The sequence below is a fragment of the Microcoleus sp. genome (assembly GCF_041354475.1).
Classification (GTDB): Bacteria; Cyanobacteriota; Cyanobacteriia; order Cyanobacteriales; family Microcoleaceae; genus Microcoleus.
In genome coordinates this window covers 15,318-36,377 of record NZ_JBGJZU010000051.1, presented here as the reverse complement: position 1 = coordinate 36,377, position 21,060 = coordinate 15,318, and the positions used below count along the sequence as shown (strand labels likewise).

13 protein-coding genes are annotated in these 21,060 nt (G+C 43.5%); 5 read left to right on the top strand and 8 right to left on the bottom strand.

Annotation, left to right across the window (positions count from 1 at the left end):
• Positions 1-128: 128 nt before the first annotated feature.
• Positions 129-1,064: a Uma2 family endonuclease gene (locus ACBR23_RS18685; protein ID WP_371120159.1), complete on the top strand. Its 936-nt coding sequence runs from the start codon at positions 129-131 to the stop codon at positions 1,062-1,064.
• 182 nt (positions 1,065-1,246) lie between these two features.
• Entirely contained in the window at positions 1,247-3,115 is a 1,869-nt protein-coding gene (locus tag ACBR23_RS18680) for a hypothetical protein (RefSeq protein ID WP_371120160.1), read from the top strand.
• Between the two features lie 303 nt (positions 3,116-3,418).
• Here ACBR23_RS18680 and ACBR23_RS18675 read toward each other — a convergent pair whose 3' ends face one another.
• From ACBR23_RS18675 to ACBR23_RS18660, 4 genes are all read right to left on the bottom strand, one after another.
• Positions 3,419-5,425 (bottom strand): chromosome partitioning protein ParA, encoded by a 2,007-nt coding sequence (locus ACBR23_RS18675; RefSeq protein ID WP_371116300.1) that lies wholly within the window; start codon positions 5,423-5,425, stop codon positions 3,419-3,421.
• A 40-nt stretch (positions 5,426-5,465) separates the two neighbouring features.
• Positions 5,466-8,471: a peptidase domain-containing ABC transporter gene (locus ACBR23_RS18670; RefSeq protein WP_371120161.1), complete on the bottom strand. Its 3,006-nt coding sequence runs from the start codon at positions 8,469-8,471 to the stop codon at positions 5,466-5,468.
• Positions 8,472-8,622: 151 nt separating this feature from the next.
• Positions 8,623-9,372: a peptidylprolyl isomerase gene (locus tag ACBR23_RS18665; protein WP_371116298.1), complete on the bottom strand. Its 750-nt coding sequence runs from the start codon at positions 9,370-9,372 to the stop codon at positions 8,623-8,625.
• 414 nt (positions 9,373-9,786) lie between these two features.
• Complete coding sequence (locus tag ACBR23_RS18660; RefSeq protein ID WP_371120162.1) at positions 9,787-13,590, bottom strand: glycosyltransferase; 3,804 nt, start codon at positions 13,588-13,590, stop codon at positions 9,787-9,789.
• Positions 13,591-13,687: 97 nt separating this feature from the next.
• Between ACBR23_RS18660 and ACBR23_RS18655 the strand changes: the two genes are divergently transcribed.
• Both ACBR23_RS18655 and ACBR23_RS18650 read left to right on the top strand, forming a co-directional pair.
• Positions 13,688-15,358: a methyltransferase domain-containing protein gene (locus ACBR23_RS18655; RefSeq protein ID WP_371120169.1), complete on the top strand. Its 1,671-nt coding sequence runs from the start codon at positions 13,688-13,690 to the stop codon at positions 15,356-15,358.
• Positions 15,359-15,525: 167 nt separating this feature from the next.
• Positions 15,526-16,392, top strand: a complete 867-nt coding sequence (locus ACBR23_RS18650) for a calcium-binding protein (RefSeq protein WP_340520826.1) — start codon at positions 15,526-15,528, stop codon at positions 16,390-16,392.
• A gap of 55 nt (positions 16,393-16,447) precedes the next feature.
• Here ACBR23_RS18650 and ACBR23_RS18645 read toward each other — a convergent pair whose 3' ends face one another.
• From ACBR23_RS18645 to ACBR23_RS18635, 3 genes are read right to left on the bottom strand one after another with little or no spacing between them, the layout of a single operon-like run.
• Entirely contained in the window at positions 16,448-16,672 is a 225-nt protein-coding gene (locus ACBR23_RS18645; RefSeq protein WP_341740258.1) for a type II toxin-antitoxin system HicB family antitoxin, read from the bottom strand.
• Positions 16,673-16,722: 50 nt separating this feature from the next.
• Entirely contained in the window at positions 16,723-16,953 is a 231-nt protein-coding gene (locus tag ACBR23_RS18640) for a type II toxin-antitoxin system HicB family antitoxin (protein ID WP_341732724.1), read from the bottom strand.
• Positions 16,950-17,156 carry a type II toxin-antitoxin system HicA family toxin gene (locus ACBR23_RS18635; protein WP_106148795.1) on the bottom strand — a complete coding sequence of 69 codons (207 nt, stop codon included), beginning with the start codon at positions 17,154-17,156 and terminating at the stop codon, positions 16,950-16,952. The genes ACBR23_RS18640 and ACBR23_RS18635 overlap by 4 nt, the downstream gene beginning before the upstream one ends.
• 277 nt (positions 17,157-17,433) lie before the next feature.
• Between ACBR23_RS18635 and ACBR23_RS18630 the strand changes: the two genes are divergently transcribed.
• Positions 17,434-18,612, top strand: a complete 1,179-nt coding sequence (locus ACBR23_RS18630; RefSeq protein WP_371116291.1) for a DNA cytosine methyltransferase — start codon at positions 17,434-17,436, stop codon at positions 18,610-18,612.
• Positions 18,613-18,636: 24 nt separating this feature from the next.
• On the opposite strand, the gene ACBR23_RS18625 is transcribed toward ACBR23_RS18630, so the two are convergent.
• Entirely contained in the window at positions 18,637-21,057 is a 2,421-nt protein-coding gene (locus ACBR23_RS18625) for a dynamin family protein (protein WP_371116290.1), read from the bottom strand.
• Positions 21,058-21,060: the final 3 nt, after the last annotated feature.

Below are 21,060 nucleotides of genomic sequence, written 5' to 3'. Positions count from 1 at the left end.
TATGCTAATCTATTAGGAACAAGACTTGCTGGCATTGCAACAAAGTTTTATAATTAAAGCCGTCCTATAAGGCGATGTGCTGAGCGTAGCCGAAGTGACGGGGTTTTCAACCCAGTTTTCTGATAACAATGTACATACCAGATTCGCAATCTTCCCCAACAAAAGTGCTGCCGACGATGTACGATCTACCCAGTGAAGACCCGGAGCACCCAGGCTTGCCTGACGAATATCATCAATGGCAAGCACAACTTTTGTCTGCTAGCTGCATTCCTTCTAATTATCCACGCGATCGCGTATTTTCGGCCAGCGATCTGAATCTATACTACGATTCCAACCATCCCAATTGGTACAAAAGACCCGATTGGTACTTAGTTGTGGGCGTTTCGAGATTTTATCAAGACAGAGACTTGCGCCAAAGTTACGTGATTTGGGATGAAGCAGTCAATCCTTTGATTGCGATCGAATTTCTGTCACCAAGTACGGAAGATGAAGATTTGGGGCTGACAGAATCTGAACCAAACAAACCTCCGACTAAGTGGCAGGTTTACGAGAGAATTTTGCGGATTCCTTATTACTTTGTGTTTAGCAAATACAACAATCAATTGAGAGTATTTCGCTTAATTGGCAACCGTTACCGCGAACAAGTGTTAACTGGTTCTCGATTTTGGATACCGGAAATACAGTTAAGTTTGGGTTTGTGGCAAGGTGCTTTCCTGCAAAATGAAAGGTTGTGGCTGCGCTGGTATGATATTGATGGGAATTTGATTCTGAATCCTGAAGAATTTGAGAGACAACGAGCTCAATTGGAAAGCCAACGAGCCGAGTTTGAAAGACAGCAAGCAGAAATTGAAAGACAGCAAGCTGAATCAGAAAGGCAACGTGCTGAATTTGAAAAACAGCAAGCTGAATTAGAAAGGCAACGTGCTGAATTTGAAAAACAGCAAGCTGAATTAGAAAGGCAACGTGCTGAATTTGAAAAACAGCAAGCTGATTCAGAAAGAGAGCGGGCAAATCGTTTAGCCGATCGCCTCCGAGCAATGGGCATTAATCCCGATGAGCTGTAAAATGAAATAATAGGACTTTCTCTTTCATCCAAAAATAAAATTAGTTGGTAATGAGGACTGGAGTCTTTAACTGCTGGTGACTAAAGTCCTCACTACAAACATTTTTTTAAACTGTAAGATGAAATAGTAGCGTTAAATGCTGCTAGCACTGTCCATAAAAAATTATTAACAAAACACTACTTATGCCAGAATCTACCTCATTGCGCGATCGCTACTTAGCCCTGATCGACAAAATTGTCGAAATCACCCTCAAGGGTCAAATTCGCTCCAAAGAACAAGTATATCAAATGCTCGTCCAAGACATCGGCACCGGCACTGGCGAAATTTTTGAACGCTGTTTCGGAGAACGCCTAGATGCCACCGAAAACCTGCTCAAAAATGAAAAAGACGAAATCAAACAAGCCAAAGCAAATCGCACCCTCAGAGCGCTAAAAACTATCCAAGGAGAATGGGAACGCTGGCAAAAGGATAACCGAGTTTCCAGTGCGATCGCCTCGGCCATCCAACAAATCCTCACCGCCGAATCTAACGCCCGTCTTCTAGCATTATTACAAATAATTGACCCCAACAAAGAACTGCCCCTGACTCTCGATCAATTGCAGCAATTAGCAAAATCGCTGCACCAACAAATGCTGCAAACTTCCAATCCCGAAACCGAGCGGGACTTGCAGCAAATCACCGCTGGGATTGCCAAAGGTTTAGAATCTTGGCAACGGCTGGAACCGGAACTTGTAGGCTGGATTTATCAGCCACAGCAGCTAGGATTTGCCGGTAGTCCCGAACAAACTGGACCTTGGGCTTTTTGGGCAAAAAAGGTGAAAAGTCCGTTTCCTCACGCTCTTTTGCAGACAATTGCGATGGGTGAATCGATAGTTGAATTGGCTGCGAAACAATCGAGTTTAGAATTGGGCGCTTTGGTGGAATTAGCGATTATTTTGCAGTGCTTGCAGCGGGCTTTGGCGACATGGTTTGACAAGCAAGTTTACGACTCCAAAGTTTCAACCAAAGCTTCAATTTCTACTTACATTACTTTTTCGGTAATTTGGAGTCAGTTGGCCAGTGGATTTAATAATTCTACCAAAAGCGGCGAACAGTTGGCAAATGCTTGTTTTCAAGTAACGTTGCAAATTTTGCGGGCTTTTTCTCAACGGGAATACTTTCCGCTTTACGGCGGGATTTTCGCCTCCTTTGATGGCAAATCTCTGCGGCATACTTTGGAGTATTTAGATGAACCGCTGCGACGGGTTGAAGGTACTCAAGCTAAGGCTCGAATTTTGACGCTGTTGGGTTATTCGATGCGGGCTGTGGGAGCCTATGAGCGATCGATCTTACTGCACAAAGAAGCGCTGGAAATTGCCCGTAGGGAAGATGATAAAGCCTGCGAAGTTGCTAATCTCAATCACATCAGCCGCAACTATGTTTCTCAGAAAAACTATCAGGAAGCGATTAATTACAGTCAGCGGGCTTTAATTATGGCACGACAAGCGGGTGAGCGGCAAGGTGAGGCGAATGCTCTAGCTAATTTGGGTTATAGCGAGGTGTTTCAGGCACGACAATTGGAGGATGTGGAGCCGGAGGTGTATGAAAGTGCGATCGGCTATTTGGAACAAGGCTTGTTGCTGTCGGAAAGGTTGGGAGATATGCAAAGTCAAGCTTTTTGTTCCAGCAGTCTGGGGATTGCTAAAATTGCGCTGGAAAATTCTGAAAGTGCGATCGAATATTTGGTCAAAGGTTGGCAAGCGGCCCAATTCTCCGGGGACTTGTATTTGCAAGGTCTGAATTTGGCCTATTTAGCTCAAGCTTATTACAGTATCAATGAGCTGGAAAAAGCTATATTTGCTGGCAGTTTGGGGATGTATATTTTAGAGCAAATTGGGGCGATGGAGTGGCGTCAATCGGCTGGTTTACTGACTATTTTGCGGGGACAAATGGGGGCTGAGGCTTTTAAAGAGTCTTTGGCTAAGAGTCGAGGAAGTATCATTCCGGCGATCGGAGTTGATGGCTATGATTACATCCCGGAATTGTTGGAAAAATATCAGCAATCCATTTAATATAGCGGGATATGAATTCCCTGTCTAATAGTGACAGTCCTCTCAAAGATGACTAATGGTTGAAAATTCTTCTTCTGATATCAAATCCTCTCTTCATTGGAATTATTAAACTCTCTCTTCTCTTCCTTCGCGTCCTACCCTACGGGAACGGCTTCGCCGAACGCGCCTTCGCGGTTAAATCATTCCGATACAACCGGAATTGATATGAGTCCTCTTGAGAGGACTTTTGCTTTGAGGCAGGGGTTTTAACCCCTGCCGGACTATCGGTTTTATAAAAGCCCTGCAATCGCTGAATTCTAGTGGCTACTTAACAGTCTTGAAGGTATCCAATTTGCCAGTAAATCGGTTGATAAACATCTGCAAAACAGTCCGCTTACCAATATTGATATTAGAACTCACTGCCATTCCTGACTGCAAATTAACTTCCACTTGATTCGGCTTGTCCTTGTTCAAAACAAACTTTTGATTGTTGAGCTTAATTGTGGTTTTAAAAGCGTAGTATTTCCGCAGTTCTGTGGGAGCCACAGCATCGCTGCTAATATCTATCACTTCACCTTCAGCAGTACCAAATTCCATCGCCGGGAAAGCTTCTACATTCACTTCCACAGGCACGCATTGGTATTTAGTCAAACCCAGTTTATCTCTGTTAACTTCCTTCTCAGGACAAGCGCAACTTTTACCTTTTTCGCAGTCAATCTTTTCTCCATCCAATTGTTTGCCGTGATACTGCTCCAATTTTGCCCGCTTCTGTCTCAAAGCATCCAATACCAGGGCTACGTTGCTATTTTCCAAATAAACTGTTGCTTGCAAACCGTTTTCGTCATCCAAAACTTTGAGCAATTTCTCAGTTTGCTGCGCTTCATAATAAGCCTCTTCGCAGCGTTTGGGGCGCGGTTCCCCCGGTTTCAACACTGAGTTAATAATGGATTGACAGATCGGATCTTTTGCCAGATCCAATTTAGATTTCTCCTTGGTAGAAGGTTTCAAATCAAAAATCACGCCGGATACTGGGGACTTCAGAACTTGAGTGTTACGGTTTTCCTGTGCCTTTTCTAGTTGAGAATTGATGTCTGATAACTTTTTCAGGTTTTCTACTTTGTACCGACTCAGTTGAGAATCGCTGCTGGCAATTTGTTTCTGGTTTTCGGAAATTTTAGTATACAGTTCTTTTGCCCAGGAATCCTTGGTGTTTTTCAACTGTTCCTCTGCTCGCTTAATCGATTCTTGAATTCGTTCTTGCTCTCCTCGCTGGCGTTGGATTTCAGCAGTGATTTTTTGGATGTCACCTTGTCTGGCGTTAATCTCACCTCTGCGGGTGTTTATCTCACCTCTGCGGGTATTGATGTCGCCTTTACGGGCATTTATTTCACCTTCGCGCTGCTTGATTTGATCTTGTTGTTTCAGGACATCGCTTTGGCCTCGGAAAACATCTTGCTCCTGTTTTTCTTTTTGGAGTTCAGCGATCGCTCCTGCTTCCACCAGTGGGCCTAGTCTGCTCAAAATGCCTTGATTGGACTTGAGCACCTGTTGGGACTTGGCTAACTGTTCGTCGGCTAAGATTTTCTGAGATTCGGCAGATTTTACTTGCTCTTTGGCAGAATCTAACTGTTGCTGAGAATAGTTTAATTGGTTCTGGGCAAAACCCAGTTGTTGCTGGGCGACTGTCATTTGATCGCCTGCTGCTTTTTCGGCATCTTCAGCTTGTTTGAGTTGTTTTTGCAACTCCTGAATTTGTCCTTGGACGGCGGCTGCACGAGACAGAAATTCCGATCGATAATTAACATAAAGCCCTTGCTGAGCTGCATCAAAGTTGCCGCTGGCTCCTCGGTTCAGGTAGAGTTCGTCAATTAAGGCTTGCAGCACTTGATTTTGTGCACTGATGCTTTGCCTATCTTTGATGGTTGATTCTAGGTTAGAAGGAATCGGACCTTGAATGCTGCCGTTTACCACATCTTGGTAAAATTTGTTTTCCTTTTCCAGGGCTTCTTTGGTTTTCTTCAGGGATGTGAAATCGGCACTGGATGCCACGGGGTTAAAAGTAAGCAAAGGCTGGTTTTTTTCTACGCGATCGCCATTTTCGACGTGAACTCTCACCACCGCCCCGGTAGCAGGCGCTTGGATGTCTCTGGCACCATCTTTGAGTTCCAATTGACCGACGGCGGGTACGGATTGTTCGACGCTAGCAAAATAGGCCCAAACTACTGCTGAAGTGGTCATCAACATGATCATCCACAAAAACAAGCGCGACCAAATCGCTGGTTTTTCTAGAATGACTGGTTGCTCTGAGAGCATTATGGATTTCATTGCCATGGGTTTACTTGTTATTAGTTATTTGGTAATTTTTTGGTTATCAAGTGTTAGATGACTCTTGTTGTTGGAAGAGGCAATAGTAACGCCCTTTAAGACTCATTAATTCTTTATGAGTTCCCTGCTCGACTACAGCACCTTGATCCATCATAATAATCACATCCGCATTTTGGATGGTAGTCAGACGGTGAGTAATGAAAAACACCGTGCGACCCTTAAAAGCTTCTGCTAAGTTATTACAAACTTGGCGTTCGGAATGATAGTCTAGGGCGCTGGTAGCTTCGTCCAAAATCAGCAGTCTGGGGTTTTGCAAGATTGTCCGGGCGATCGCCAAACGTTGCCTTTGACCCCCAGAAAGCGAAGAACCCCGCTCTCCCACTACCGTATTATAGCCAGCGGGTAAGCCCATAATAAAATCGTGGGCTACTGCTAGTTTCGCAGCTCGGACAATCTCATCCGTGCTCGCGTCGGGATTGCTCAGAGCAATATTTTCCTGCACCGTACAGTTAAACAACAAAGTATCTTGGAGCACCACCCCAAGTTGGCTGCGGAGGGAATACAATTCCACCTTAGCAATGTCATATCCGTCAATAAAAATCCGACCAGAAAGTGGCGGATAAAGACGCTGCAACAGCTTCATCGCTGTACTCTTACCGGAACCGCTTCCCCCCACAATTCCCACAAAACTACCAGCCGTAAATTCTAAATTCACATTAGCCAATTGCAGCGACCCGCTCTCCAGAAATCGGAAGGAAACCTCCTCATAGGCTACCTGTCCTTGAATTGCGGGCATCGGGATGTTGCTGCGGTCTTCATCGCTGGTTTCCGTGGGCGTATCGACGACATCCTTAAGCATATCGATCGACATTGACACCTCTTGGAAACTCTGCCAAACGCTGACAAACCTGAGCAATGAACCTGTCACGTTCCCCGAAATAATTCGGAAAGCAATTAACTGACCCAAAGTGATGTCATTTTTCAATACTAAATAAGCTCCCACCCACAACTGAGCTAAGTTACCAACTTGGTTTAAGAAGCTACTAACTGTACCGGCGGTAGTCCCGGTAATAATAGTTTTAAAACTGGCAGTAATGTATTTAGCATAGCGGCTAGACCACTCCCAGCGGGATTTCAATTCAATATTTTGCGCCTTAACAGTTTGAATCCCGCTGACTACTTCCACTAAATAAGATTGAGAGTCAGCAAAACGCATATTTCTTTGTTTAATCAGGCGCAGCACCAGGGGATTGATCAGCACGATCATCAGGGCAAGCACTGGTACGACGGCCAAAGATACTGCCGTTAACTGAACGCTGTAGGAGAGCATCACGGCGACGTAAACCACCGAAAATACTGCATCGAGAACTACTGTCAGGGCTGTACCAGTCATGAATTCCCGAATCTGGCCCATCATGCTAAATTTGTAGACCAAATCTCCCACGCGCCGATTGTCAAAGTAATTCTGGGGAAGCCGGAGTAAGTGGTCGATGACTTCGGCGCTCAATTTGACATCTATGCGGTTGGAAGTGTCTATGAACAAAAAGGTACGCAAAGCATTGAGGAGTCCTTCAAACAAGGCAACTCCTAACAGAAATGCCCCTAAAATATCTAGGGTATCAATGCTGCGTTGACCTAATACTTTATCAATAATTACTTGGCTAATTAAGGGATTGGCAAGACCGAATAGCTGTACAAAAAACGAGGCGAGCAACACCTCAATAAATACTGTTTTGTGTTCCATCAAGGCTGGCACGAACCACCAGAAGCTGAACTGTTCTTTTTGTTCAACTTGCGGGGCTTGTAGCAGCAGGACTTCTCCTGATTCTCCCCAGACTTCTCTAAACTGAGCTACGCGCTTTCGCATCAGCCCTTCTTCGGGGCTGGCGATGGTTAATTCCTGCTCGGTAATGCTGTAAATAATGGCAAAGCTGTCTTTCCATTTAATCATTACCGGGGCTTTGATGCGGTTGATTGCTTCTGCTGGTACTTGGGCCATTTGAGGTGTCAGGCCGATGCTTTGGGCGATCGCACCGCAGGCTTGGATACTGATGGAACCAGCGGTTTTTAACTGATTGTCGAGAACTTTGCGGATGATATCTCGACGAAACTTCATGCCAAAATACTTGCTTAACATCTGGAAGCAAGCTAGTGGCCCGTCTATTTGCCCTCGGCCCCGGAAAACTGGGTATTTAGCAGCATCCTTGGTTTGGCTCGATGAGGGTTCTGGGGGACGCGGTGGGGCGATGGTTACTTTGTCAAAGAGACTCTGGTTCTCCAAGTCTCCTGGTTCGATTTCTGCGGGATCGTTTAGGGGATCTGCTTCTGGTGTTGGTGGTGGGGGTTCCCGGAAGCCTACCAAGCGAGTGCCCAGGCGGCCTTCTACTTTTAGGGATTTGGCTTCGCCGTTAAGATGTAAGCGACTGCCGGTGGGAAAGTCGCCCAAGACGCCGCTGCTGACTAGCCAAATGCGATCGCCCTCTAACTCTTTGGCGAGCTCTTGGGTTTTTTTGTTACCATTGGGCAGGTTGATCACTTTCGCATCTTGCCAAGCTTGCACAGTGATGTCCTTGAGGTTAGAGGAAGAATCGGCCTGGCGTTGCAATTCTAGGCTCAACAGTTCAAATACTTCGCTCAAGGAACAATGTTCGCGAAAGGCTTCTCCAAATTGCGGCTGTTTTTCTAGTAAGCTGAGAAAATCTTCGGCTTGTATGACGATCGCAATTACATTTGTAGAGGCGATCGCAGTTTCGCAAGGAACACACCTGAGCAAACCCGCCCAGCCGAGAATTTCCTTGGGCTGTACCAACCGTAAACTGACGTGGCGTTGAGAGCGCTGGTCAAAGCCCAGGAGTCGGGCCTGACCATCATAGATAATTGCCACCTGAGTCGGCATTTTTTCCCGTTCAAACAACGGCTGCCCAGTCCGATAACCTAACAGTTGGCATTTCGCCACCAAAGCGGTGAGTGCCGTCTCCGAGAGTCGGTCAAAAGGGGGAGTTTGAGCCAGGAAATCCTGAATCTGAGATGGGGAAACAGCGGAAGAAGTCATCCGATTTTAGATTTTAGATTTTAGATTTTAGATTGAAAAATTGACTCGCACCCTTTACTGTTTGATGGTTGTCAGGATGCGGAGTTAGTCGATCGAGTCTCCACAGTCCAACGGCTCAATGGGGGGTAACTGACCCCTCATTGCTAGATCTTCATGAGATTGAAGACACCGAAGAGAGCGGCTGTAGCGGGCCTATTTTCGATATTTGTTCGGCTACCCAGGTTTCAAATAGTTCGTTAATTAAGTGCAGTCGCATCGATTCGTCTAGCTGAGCTGGCATGAATTTTTCTAGTCGAATAATGACCATCCATTCTGCCAGAGGACGTGGCATCCAAAGTTGATTTGGTTTGCTCACTGACAAAAGTTTACTGATTGCTGGGTGCGGCTGACTGAGGGGTACTGGTCCTAACAACCCGCCGGACTTGGACTCTGGGCCTTCGGAAAATTGCTGGGCCACTTCAGCAAAGCTTTGTTCCCCTTCCGAGATGCGAAAGTATAGTTCGTTGGCTAATGCTGGATTTTTAGTGCGGACCAGGGAATAGACTACGTGGTCTAGGCTGGCTTTGCGGGTTAAAAAATAGTTATCTACTTTAGGTCTCCAAGTTTCTTGCTTAAATTTTTCGATCAGCAAGGGTCTGGTGACCATTTCTTGAAGTTCTTCTATGGTCATATGCTGGCTGCGAAGCCAAGCTTCTCTGGCTTCGGGGGCTGTCAGTTGGTGCTGAACCAGAAAGTTCTCCAAGGCGGATTGGCGTTCTTCGTCGCTGCAACTGAAGGATGCGATCGCTTGGTCGATGATTACGCCCCGCAAAAATTGTGGCATCAACTGATAGCGCTTCAGGAGCGATGGCATATCCTGAGCTTGCAGTAATTTATCCCCGATTTGAAAAAGTCCTGTCATTTTTGTGTCTCCAACTGACTTGCGCTTCCCCTTTTAATCTAACTGTGGTAGGAAAAGAGCGACAACCACTAAACCACTAACAGTTATAATTCCATAGAATTTACCAGGACTAGCCGAGTAAACTTATTACTTTTCGATCGTTTTAACGGGTGCTGACGGCAGCTTTCACCGCGAGCGATCGACACCAGGTAGCGGGTCGGCTATATTTGGCAGAATTTGACGCTACCTCAGTTTCCCGATAATAGCAGACCATTAGCGGGCTAACGCTCTTCCTGTTTGTTTCCTGACGCTTGGTTTTCGGGGGGGTTCCCTAACAACTACATCTGGCAACATTCTCCAAAACTGGCCTGAGAGCGGATTCTACAAACATCAATCTGCTGGTGGGTAGGTACGGGAACCCGCCCCATATCACATTTAAATCCCCTTGAAAAATATCTCTTCCAACAAAGTTCCGAGTTTAAAGGAGTAAGCGCGACTGTCCAACAATTTTGGGTTGGTCGCCATTTGGCTTTGGACTCGATCCCGATAGTGCCGGCGCAATTCTGGGTTACTTCCCAATGCTTTGCTAATCTCCACATAACCATTCTCGCTGTTGGCTACCAATTCAGGAAGTTGTAGTTCTTGCATGACTGCTGCACATTGTCGAGAGCGCCCGGTTTGGCCGGCTCTCACCACCACCGGCAACCCCGCCAACAACGGTGCTACTAGGGATGCAGCGTCGCTATCGGGATAGGAGTCTAAATATATATCAGCCAATTTCAAACATTCTTGGTAATCGGCAGCCGTCGGCAACGCTTTGATCGTCACCAATCGCTGTTTGTCAATCCCCAATTCCGCAAATAGCGATCGCATTTGGTGATAAAAAGGCATCATGGGAAATTTTTCCCGGCGCGAATGAAAGGGATATAAAACTAAGATCGAATTCGGTGTAGAGGCAATTATTTTTGCCCAAGTCGCTCTCAATTCTGGGATAATTTTAAAAGCTGTGACACCGGACATAAATATTACAGATTGCTCCGTTGCACCCCAACTGGTTCTTGTTGGTTGAACAGTGGCTTTTTCTGAGGTTACAGGATAACTGAAACAAACTCCTGAGCCTTCTAAAGTGATTAATTTTTCCCGATGTTCTGGGGGTGCATCTGGGGGGGATATTAAATTTCCGGTCAAGAAGCGATCGATATTGCGAGCCCAGGTAGTCACCGGAACCGATAGAGCAGCAGCTATTTGGAGGCGCCCTAGTCGGTGTAGGGACAGCAAAGTGCTAGGTTTGGGGGTGTCGGTGGTATTGGTCCCCAGGAGCAGAATGTCTAAATTGTGCGATCGAATTTCCTCTACTTGACTGAGCAAGTCTGCTGACAGGTGTACTACCTTGTCAACCCGACTTTCAAAGTATTTACCCAAGGAATCCTGTGGCAGAGGATAGAAATTATACACAATAATTTCAAACTTGTTTCTGTCTAAATATTCACAACTTGCCAGGGCAGCAAAAGTCTCTGGTTCCGCACAAATTTGATCGAGCAAAATCCCCAATTTAATTTTGCTGCGTTCAGGGGCTGTCTGCTCAAAATTAAAGTCTATTTTACACCCTATATTCTTCAAATGATACTCAATAATATTAGTTCTTAACTTACCAACATCAAGGAGATTACATTCGCTGAGATACAAATTTTTTAAGCTGAGATTTTCCGCAATAAACTGCGCCAAATAACGCCAAATCTCCGTAGCCGGAAAACTGGCAATATTCCCAGCCACATACTCTATTAAACGCTGCAAATACTGAGCATATCGGGCCACTTCTCCAGTTTCTTGAAAATAAGTAGGAGACTGAAACAGGAATTTCAGAAAACCGTCAAAAAACCACTGAGGAATCGCTGCATTTTGATAGGACAAGGGCAACTGATAAGCGTCGCGGTACAGCATAGCTGCTAGCAGATATTGCAGCCTATATATAAGTTCTCCTCCTAGAGACAAAGTGGAACATAACTCCTGGACAAAACTTTGTTCTTCCGCAGTCAAGGTTTCATGTTTGATACCACTATCTAGTAGCAATTGGTGAGCTTTCCCCATGTCTCCCCTGTAAGCATTTTCACATTGCTCTGCTGGTAAATTCAGCCAATATTTAGCCATTTGTAGGCGGTATTTTCGCAGTTTTCCGACAGTAGACTCATTACTTGGCGATTTGTGATAATCTTGAATTAGCTTGGATAATTCAGAGGAATTTCGCTGAGTTTTGGCATCTAATTTTTGTTGAATAATTTGTTTGATTTGGGGATTCAAAAAACCGTATTCAGGGCTATTTAGGAGTTTCTGGTAAAATCTGACTACATCTTTATGATTTTCGCCAGCCGAGAAATTTTTCCAAGTTTGTTGTTCGGGATGAATCCGAAGTGAGGAGAGTGTTTGAGGGACAAATCCGATGTGATAATTTCCCATAATTCGCCACCACATATCTAAGTCTACATACTGAGATAATCCCGAATCAAATAATCCGATTTCGGCAAAAACGCGGGCGGCAATTAGGACGGTAGTCGGTTCACCAATTTTGTTGATGGGGTTGCTTAAACAGTTAGGATCTGCTAGTAATTCTTGTCCGGGCTGAATCGGTTTTAAATTTGACCAACCTTTGTACAAATCTTTAATTGATTGGGAAGCTTTTTGTAAAATGGGATTGGATTCAGATGCGTCTATGGTAATTCCACGGGGGGAAAAAATCATGCCTATATTTGGGTGTTTTTCGGCAAGTTCGACCATTTTTTCAATACATTCTGGTGCGAGTAAGTCGTCTTGAAACAGAAATTTAATGTATTTACCTTTAGCTTGGGAAATGCAGAAGTTCCAGTTTTGGGAGAGTCCATAGTTGCGGTGGAGGATGATGCGTAAATCTACTGAGGTTTTTGAGGTGAATGATTGGGCGATCGCAATTGTTTGGTCTGTGGAGCCGTCGTCGGATATAATCACTTCTATGTTAGGGTAAGTTTGAGCCAAAGCACTCTCAATTGCTTCGCCAATAAATGCTGCTCCGTTATATGTGGGAATGCAAATACTTACTAAAGGTTGTACTGTTTGGGGATGATTTAGCATGGCAGTTTTTGAATTGTTTAAATCTTGAAAATTCTGCGTGATTTGAGCAATATGTTCCAAACGTTTTTGAATTTTTTTACCGACAGTTGATGGACTTAGTAAAGTCTTAATTTCCTGCGCTGCTCTCGCTCCTATTTGTTGAGCTTCCCCGTAATTATTGAATATATGCTGCATTAAATAAGCGCTGTGTTCTGTATCCGGTTCTGCCCAAAAATTGCCTTTTTTGTAAGGGCCGCAATCTGCCTCAAGGGGAATTAATTTATATTTGACTAAAAAGCTATTGCCCACATTCATAAATTCTGTATTTGATGAATAAGCAGTAGCAATTACCGGTTTGCCATAAAACATGGCTTCTGCCATGGTTAAACCAAATCCTTCACAGCGATGTAGGGATACATAACAGTCGCAATTGTAGAGCAAACCATTTATTTCATTTTTAGATAAATATCCGTCTAAATGTTGAATGTTGGTCGCATTTCCGATGGCGGATTTTAACAATGCTAAATCTTGGATGTTTTTGTCGGAGTTGGAAGATTTGAGGAGAAATAGTACGCGCTCGTCTTGACCAAAGGCTTGCTTAAATGCTTGAATGGCAGCTAAAGGATTTTTCCGTTCGATGCGGCTGGAAAAGTCGAATATAAATAGAAAAATAAATTTATTTTCGGGCAAATTCAGGGATTTTCTGTTCAGGTAAGATGGGGGTAAATCAATGCTGGGCATTATTTTGATGACGGGAATTGGCGAGACTAGGGAAATTGCTTCGGCGCAGTAGTTGCTGTAAGTCCATATTTCGTGAAAGTTGTCAAATACTGGTTGCCATTTTTGGGGAAATTCGGGCATTTCCCAGGCCCAAAAGCCGATATTGTAGCGATTTTTAAAATAGCTGGAACCAGAATGTTTTAAGAAAGTGTTGACTTCATCGGCGTTGACTTGAATCAGGTTTATGGGATAAGGATTGTCTGGGCTGAAGTTTTGATAGCTGGTGTCTTGACTGCGGTGGGGACTGCGGGTGAAATTGTTGATAGTGAAGGGAATTTGGGCGGCTTCTAGGGATCTAATATTTGCTCTGACTCCTTCTCCCACTCCAAATTCACCGTTGATGTAGCCGGCGATGTTAATTCCTAAGTTAGGGTTCATAGTTTGTGCTATAATTCTTTTTTAGTTGATTTGGTGCTTGACAAATGTGCCGATCGCCATTGTATACTGGCATCGCCATGCTCACAAATTAGAGAAAGTGATCGATAGCATCAACCATGACCTCTTGAATCTGCTACCCCCGGATGCTAAAGTCATTGTCGAAATAGGCTGCGGTACGGGGGCTATGGGCGCACAGTACAAGCTGACAAATCCCCATTGTCAATATATTGGCCTTGAATGCGATCGAGAAAAAGCTAAAATAGCAGTCGATCGGCTAAACTGGGTGGCGATCGCCAATATAGAAGAAACCGACATCGCCAGTCTCGACATCGCCCCAGGCACCGTTGATTGTTTGGTGTTTGGCGATTTGTTACCTTACCTCAAAAATCCTTGGGATGTCCTCAAACAATACAGTGCTTTGCTGCATCCCAGGGGGCAAATTTTCGCCAGAATTCCCAATGTTCAATACTGGCGGCGCATTGTCAATTTGTTGCGCGGGCACTGGGAAAATGCCGATGGCAAAATGCAGCACTGGTTTACCCTAGAAAGTATTCAATCACTCTTTACTCAAGCCGGATTGCAAGTGTACGAATTGCAAGGAAAGGGACAAAAAACCGAAAATTTTGCCCAATTTCAGCAATTGCTGCATCCCATGGTCAAGGCATTAGAGCTACAATCGAGTAGTTTTGCTACGGAAACCAGTGCTGAATATTATATTGTGCGATCGACCAAAACCCCTGTACAACCACGCAGATTGCTGATTCAAACCATAATTATGGCACCTACAGGGTGCGATCGCCTGCGAGTATTGGAACCGGACAAATTTAGCGCTACAATTCCCGGTGTCCGCACTGTATCTGGCGTGAAAACACTCGAATTAATTGCCCCACTCCCTGCGGAAGAAAAAGTATTTATTTGGCAGCGGACAATCATGCAATATCCCGCCTATCTTCCCCGCATCAAACAACTCCTACAACAAGACTATTTAATAGTAGCTGAAATTGACGACAATCCCATCCGTCGCCGGGAATACGCAGACAACAATTACCTCAGCTACCGTGGCTGTCATTGCGTTCAAACTTCCACAGAACCCCTAGCCAAAATTTTACGACAGTACAATCCCAATGTTACAGTATTTCCCAATCAATTAGCCTATTTACCACCACCGCGCACTTATGTAGAAGATAATGTTACCATCTTTTTTGGAGCCTTGAATCGCGAAAAAGATTGGCAACCAATTATGGCAGCACTGAATCGAATTTTAGTCGCTCACAAACACACCCTTCGAGTTAAAGTGATTCACGATAGCCTATTTTTTGACTCCTTAGAAACCGAGCAAAAACAATTTGATTCATTTTGTAGTTACGAACGGTATCAAGAAATTATGTACAGTTGTGATATCGCTCTGTTACCGCTAGTTCCTAACCAGATAAATGAAATGAAATCTGACTTAAAATTTATTGAATGTGCGGCGCGGGGAGTGGCGGTGTTAGCAAGTCCTACGGTGTACGAACACTCAATTGTCGAAGGTGAAACCGGGTTAATTTATCGCTCAGAAAAAGAGTTTGAAAATAAGCTAAACTTGCTGATTTCCGATGCTCAAACGCGCCGACAGATAGCTGGGAATGCTTACGAGTGGGTCCGGGAGAACCGTTTGCTGTCCCGACACTACCGCCAGCGGCGAGACTGGTACTTGCAGATGCGGGATGAGTTGCCGCGTTTGAATGCTGAATTGCGCGATCGGCTACCGGAGTTATTTGATGACTGAATGTAGTAAAATTGATGAAGATTTATGCGAAAAATATTGGGAAAAATCCCCTCCAATTCAGCCCAGCCGAATATAATTCGCGGCTAAACCTACAAAGTCCCCCTGGGCGGACTAAAATACCGCTATTAATGTTTTATTGTTTAATGTTTAATTATTAATTCACACCAATGCGAATTCTATTCACTATTGCTCACTTTTACAATCCCAGTGGCGACGGCAAACACGCTTCCCAAAGAAACGATCCGCAACCGCGACTCAATGCTTTAACCGCCGCCGTTGCATCGCTGCAAGCTTTGTACGGCAAATCTCAGTGCATGATTCACATTGGCGAATGTGCAACTATCCCAGCCAATCAAGATCAGAATCACGAAATTGACATTGTGATTTGCACAACCCAAGGCTATCATCTGTTGTCTCAATTGCCGGTGCAGCCAAAATCTTTTATGCACCATGCTACCAAATGCGAACCGCTGCTGTTGGGGTTTGAGTGTCAGGCAGTTTTACGAGCTTGTCTTGACAAATATGATTATTTCTGTTACTTGGAAGATGACTTGATTTTACACGATCCGTGGTTTTTCAACAAATTAAACTGGTTTAGACATCACGGTGGCAATGGAAACTTGTTACAACCAAACCGTTACGAAGTATCACCTCAAGCCCCCGTTTTTAAAGCCTATATCGATGGCGATTTAACACATTCTGCTACGGCTAATTTTCAAAATATTGAGGAACAACGGCAGTTAATTGGCAAAATAATGGAACAAAAAATCGCTTTTGAGCGGGCTTTAAATCCTCATTCAGGGTGCTATTTTTTGAATGCAGAACAGATGGCTTACTGGGCTAAACAGTCTCATTTTTTGGATAGAGATACTAGCTTTGTTGGTCCCTTGGAAAGTGCGGCTACTTTAGGGATTATGCGAACTTTTAGAGTTTACAAGCCAGTTTCTGCCTATGCTAATTTTTTGGAGATTCAACACTTTGGGTCGAGTTTTCTCAAGTTAATTGGTAATAAGGTGAGACTTTCGGAAGTTTGATGAGAATATCCAAATCGCCTACTTTTTGGGTATAATGATATGGATTTGAACAAATTTATGCAGCCTCAAATAATCGTTCTAGCTTCTTAGTTGCTGGTAATGGTTTACCTTCCGCTTGACAGCTTTCGATTAGTAACTCCAGTACCTCTTGTGCATTGTAGATAGCTTCTTCATAGGAATCTCCGTGAGTTACGGGCTGCATTACATCTTCAAATTCAGGCAAAAATACGACAAAGCACCGATCCTCTTCTGACCATTGGATCATAACTGTATATTTCATGGTTCTGTCTCCTCTGCTTGGATTGGCCTCAGCAACTCAATTATTTGGTTTTACGCAATCTGTAATCGTTTCCCCAATGTCTGAGGTTCTGGTAGAGGTTTGCCATCTTCTTGATAGAGTTCAATCAATGTTTCTAATAATTCTTGTCCGTGTTTTGCCGCTTCTTCGTAAGTGTGTCCGTGAGTGCAAGGCTGCATGACATCGGTAAACTCAGGTAAGCTGACCACAAAAAGTTGATCTTCTTCTGACCACTCGATGATTAGACTATAATGGCTATTCATTCTTCTATCTCCTTCAGCTTCTGTAAATCAGAAATTACTCTTTTTTCGTGATAATTTGGCGCATCATCACCATCATTACCTGATAGTGTAATTTTTTCAGGTAATAAAGGGTGTTCCCATACAGTGTGACTGCCCTTTCCCTGTCTGTAAGTAAAGCCTGCTTTTAGTAATAGGCTTTTCAATTCTCTGATTTTTTTAGGCATGAGTGATGCCAGCTAACGGGGTTTACGATATTGTAGCCGATCGCCCAAACTACAAAAACCGAGTTGATTTGAGAAACCGGGTTTTTACCAAATCTGCGGGCTACAACAAAGTATTTTCGTAAAAAACCCGGTTTCTGGGCCCCATGTCTAAGTCCTATGACTCTCGCATCCCCCACAGATGTACAATAGGACGATCGCACTCCCCAACTCCAAGCGCGAACCCGACACTCTGCCCGAAATGGTCAACATCAGATAAAATGCAGTAAAAAACTAGAAAATGGAAGCAATACAACTGTCTTCGTTCTCAAACGAGTCAGAATTAATTCCTGCCAAAAAGCAGAAAAAAGCAAAATTAGGGCGTTACGAACGCATCCAACGCGAACTAGAATCAAATGACTGCGACCCCTACAAGATATTCATTGATATTGAAGCTCAGTCACTGCCAAAATCAGACTATACATTTGTCGATCTTTTTTGCGGTGCGGGCGGCATGACACAAGGTTTATTGCAAGCAGGTTTTCGACCAGTAGCAAGCGTTGAAATTAATCCCATCGCCTCGGCAACTCATACAAGAAACTTCCCTAATTGCCATCACTTGTGCGAGGATATAAACAACTTAAATCCTCAAAAGTTGCTAGCTGAAATTGGTTCGCCACGAGTTCATGTTGTTGTAGGTGGACCGCCGTGTCAAGGCTTTTCAGTGGCTGGAAAGCGCGACCCCAACGACCCTCGAAATCGCTTATTTAGAGAGTTTGTCCGCGTAGTCTCAGAAATACGCCCTTGGTATGTTGTCATGGAAAATGTACCCGGAATATTGACTATGCAAAAAGGAGCTGTTAAACAAGCTATTTGCGAAGCTTTTCAGGAAATTGGCTATCCCCATATGTCCGTTGCTGTTCTGGAATCAGCAACCTATGGAGTCCCGCAAATCCGCCCGCGAGCTATTTTTATTGCCAACAGATTCGGGATGCAAAATCCCTATCCCAAGTCGCAATTGTTGCCGGAACAATACAAAGGAATTGAGTCAGCAATTGATGATTTACCAGAGTATACTCCCATCCCCGAAATTAACCACGAATGGACTCGTCATTCTGTTCAGTACATGGAAAGACTTGCTAAAGTTCCACCGGGCGGTTCTTTGTATGAAAGCTATGCCGATGCTTTCAAGCGACAGTATCCGGGAAAACCGAGTATGACTGTTAAAGAAAATCACGGTGGCACTCATATTCATCCTCATCTTAATCGTGTTATTTCTGCTCGTGAAATGGCTAGATTGCAAACTTTCCCGGATTCATTTATTTTTGAAGGTTCGATGAAAAAGGCAATGTGGCAAATTGGAAATGCCGTGCCGCCGCGATTAGCAGAGTGTATTGGCTTTGCACTTATTCCATATTTGGCTGATATTGCGCTTAACAAGCCTAGCTTCGTTAATAAGTTCCTGTTACAGAAATCTTAAATTAGTAAAAAACGTAAGCGCATCTCATCTTGCTATTAATGGTTTTGCCTGACTCAGAAGTTCATTAGCCTTCTCTTTCAACTTATCCACCTGTAATTTATCATTACCTACTGAAAATGATTCAAGCGCTTGCTTTAATTCTTTCAGTGTTTCTAAAGGTAAAGCTTGAGCTTTTAGTGATTGCTCCAAATCTTTCCTATAATCACCTAGAAGAGAGTCGAGAGCCTCAAAGTACCTTTTAATTTGTTGATCCAATGATTGCTCAATCAATCGGTTAGATTGTTCTTGAATTTCTTCGACTTTATTGTCAAAGAATTTAACTATTTCACCCTTGAAAAGGATTAGGTTAACTGTATATATTTGTTTATATACAAGTTTGTCTAAGTCCACACGGAACCAACCCAAAAAGGCGCTAACTCCACCATAAATTGTGCTGAGTATTGAACTGTTAGCTACCATTGCCACTAAGCCAGCAGCAAACTGCACAAACAAATTACCAAATGCTCCTTCTAACAATGCTGCGAGTAAATCAGATAACCCATATCCTATGAATTCAAGATCGGGGGTATTCACTTCTATGTAAATATCAACTAGCTTGAGTATATCTGGCTTAAAAATAACATCAAAATCTCTTTTTAACCGATCTTGAGCGCGTTCAATAATAGGCTTATTTTTATTATATAGTAACTCGGATAATTTTTGAATCCTGCCTTCAGTCTGTTTATCCGTCTCTTTACAAGCGACATCCAATTGACGTTCAATAATTTGCTTCGCCGAAGCTGCTATTTGCTCAGCGAATAGCTTGGCATCTTGCTTACTATCAAATTCAAATTCATCCTTATCTCTATTAAAGAAGTTGGATATGTTGTCCCGCAAATTGGAAAATACTATTATAGCAGAATCTAAAACATACTTTTTCAATAGTGTGTCAAGTTCATTTTTTACATCTTTTTTGAGGTTTTCTAGGTTTGCGTTTACGGTTTCCTTTATTTGCTTTTTTGTTTCGGCAACCTCTTCATCTAGATTCCGACGGCAAGCAGTTAGACTAGAAAGCTCTATCTTAAGATCCTCAATTGCTTGCTGGAGCTTTTCAGCATTACTGTTAATGTAAGTCAGGTCATTTTTTGCATTATTACATAAATCATTTAGATGAGTAAGACAACGATTCAATGCAAACTCCATACAGCGGGGGGCAACTTGTAGCAAAATTACATTAATTGCTTCTTCCAGAAAAGATGCAAACTTTGATGCTTCCCAAAGTTTTACCGCTTTCTTTTGTAATTTCTCTACAGTTGCATCCTTCAGTTCATCCTCCCAATCAACAGTCCATACTTCTCTAGCTAATGCTTGGGCAGCTTCAGGATCTTTAATATCTTGACTACTGAGAGATGATTGACGGAGAAAATCCTTAGCGCAGAATGCTTGCCTAGCAGAAACTTCAAATACGCGGTCTGTGTTGGCCAGTTCGAGGTTATTAGCAACAAATTGTTTTACCATTTCGGTATCTATGTCACCTCGACGACGCTCATCGATTTTATTAACTAAAACATATAAATTTTCTTGACTGCTTGTTCTAATAACTTTGTGAACTTCTGCTTTAATCTTTTCGGCTGCTTCAGCCCTCAATTCAGTGAAATTAAGGACAAGTAGGACAAGTTGGCTACGCTTAAGTTGCTTGGAAACTACAATTTCTAGTTTTTCGCTGACTCCGGCTTCACTTGGCCCAGGCGTATCAACGATTACAAGATTACCTAGCTTCTCTAGTTGTTGATTTTGCTGTGTTCTGAAAAAAGGAGTTTCGATAGATGGAATGTCATTGTCATTGAGCAACTGGAGAGGATCTTGATCTTGGGATACCGCCAAAATGTTGCAAAGACGGATAATATGATTCAACTCTGTCAGGATCTTGTTGATATTCTTACTGCCAGAGATTTCTTCTGAAATTCCAAAATCTGTATCACTGTGGATTTCTTGGAGTAAACTTGCTAAATGCGGATATTCACCAGTATGCTTAAGAACTTCTTCCATCCCTTTCTGCTCAATTTTCAGCCTGATAGCATCCAATGCTTTCTTAAATGCTTCACAAATTCTAGGACTCAATTTTAGAATCGGCTCTGCTGCATTTTCTTTCAATACAATCTCTGTTGGCAGTGTTGTCATCGCTGTAGCAGAACTTGGCAGGAGTTCTTGACCAATAATGGCATTAATAATTTTGGACTTGCCAGCATTCATCGGTGCGGCAATAGCCATTCTGAGTTTTAGGTCTGTGACTCTACCAATCTCCTTTTCAATTTCCTGTTGATATATCTGGTACTTGTTTTCTGAGCTATCCTCAGACTTAAGTTCTTTGCTAGCGCGACCAATCAGACTGCTAACTTCTTGTAACAGGGCAATCACCTGTCTTTGTAGGTCTTGGACATTTGGGTTGGAGGCTTGATAAGTCATAGG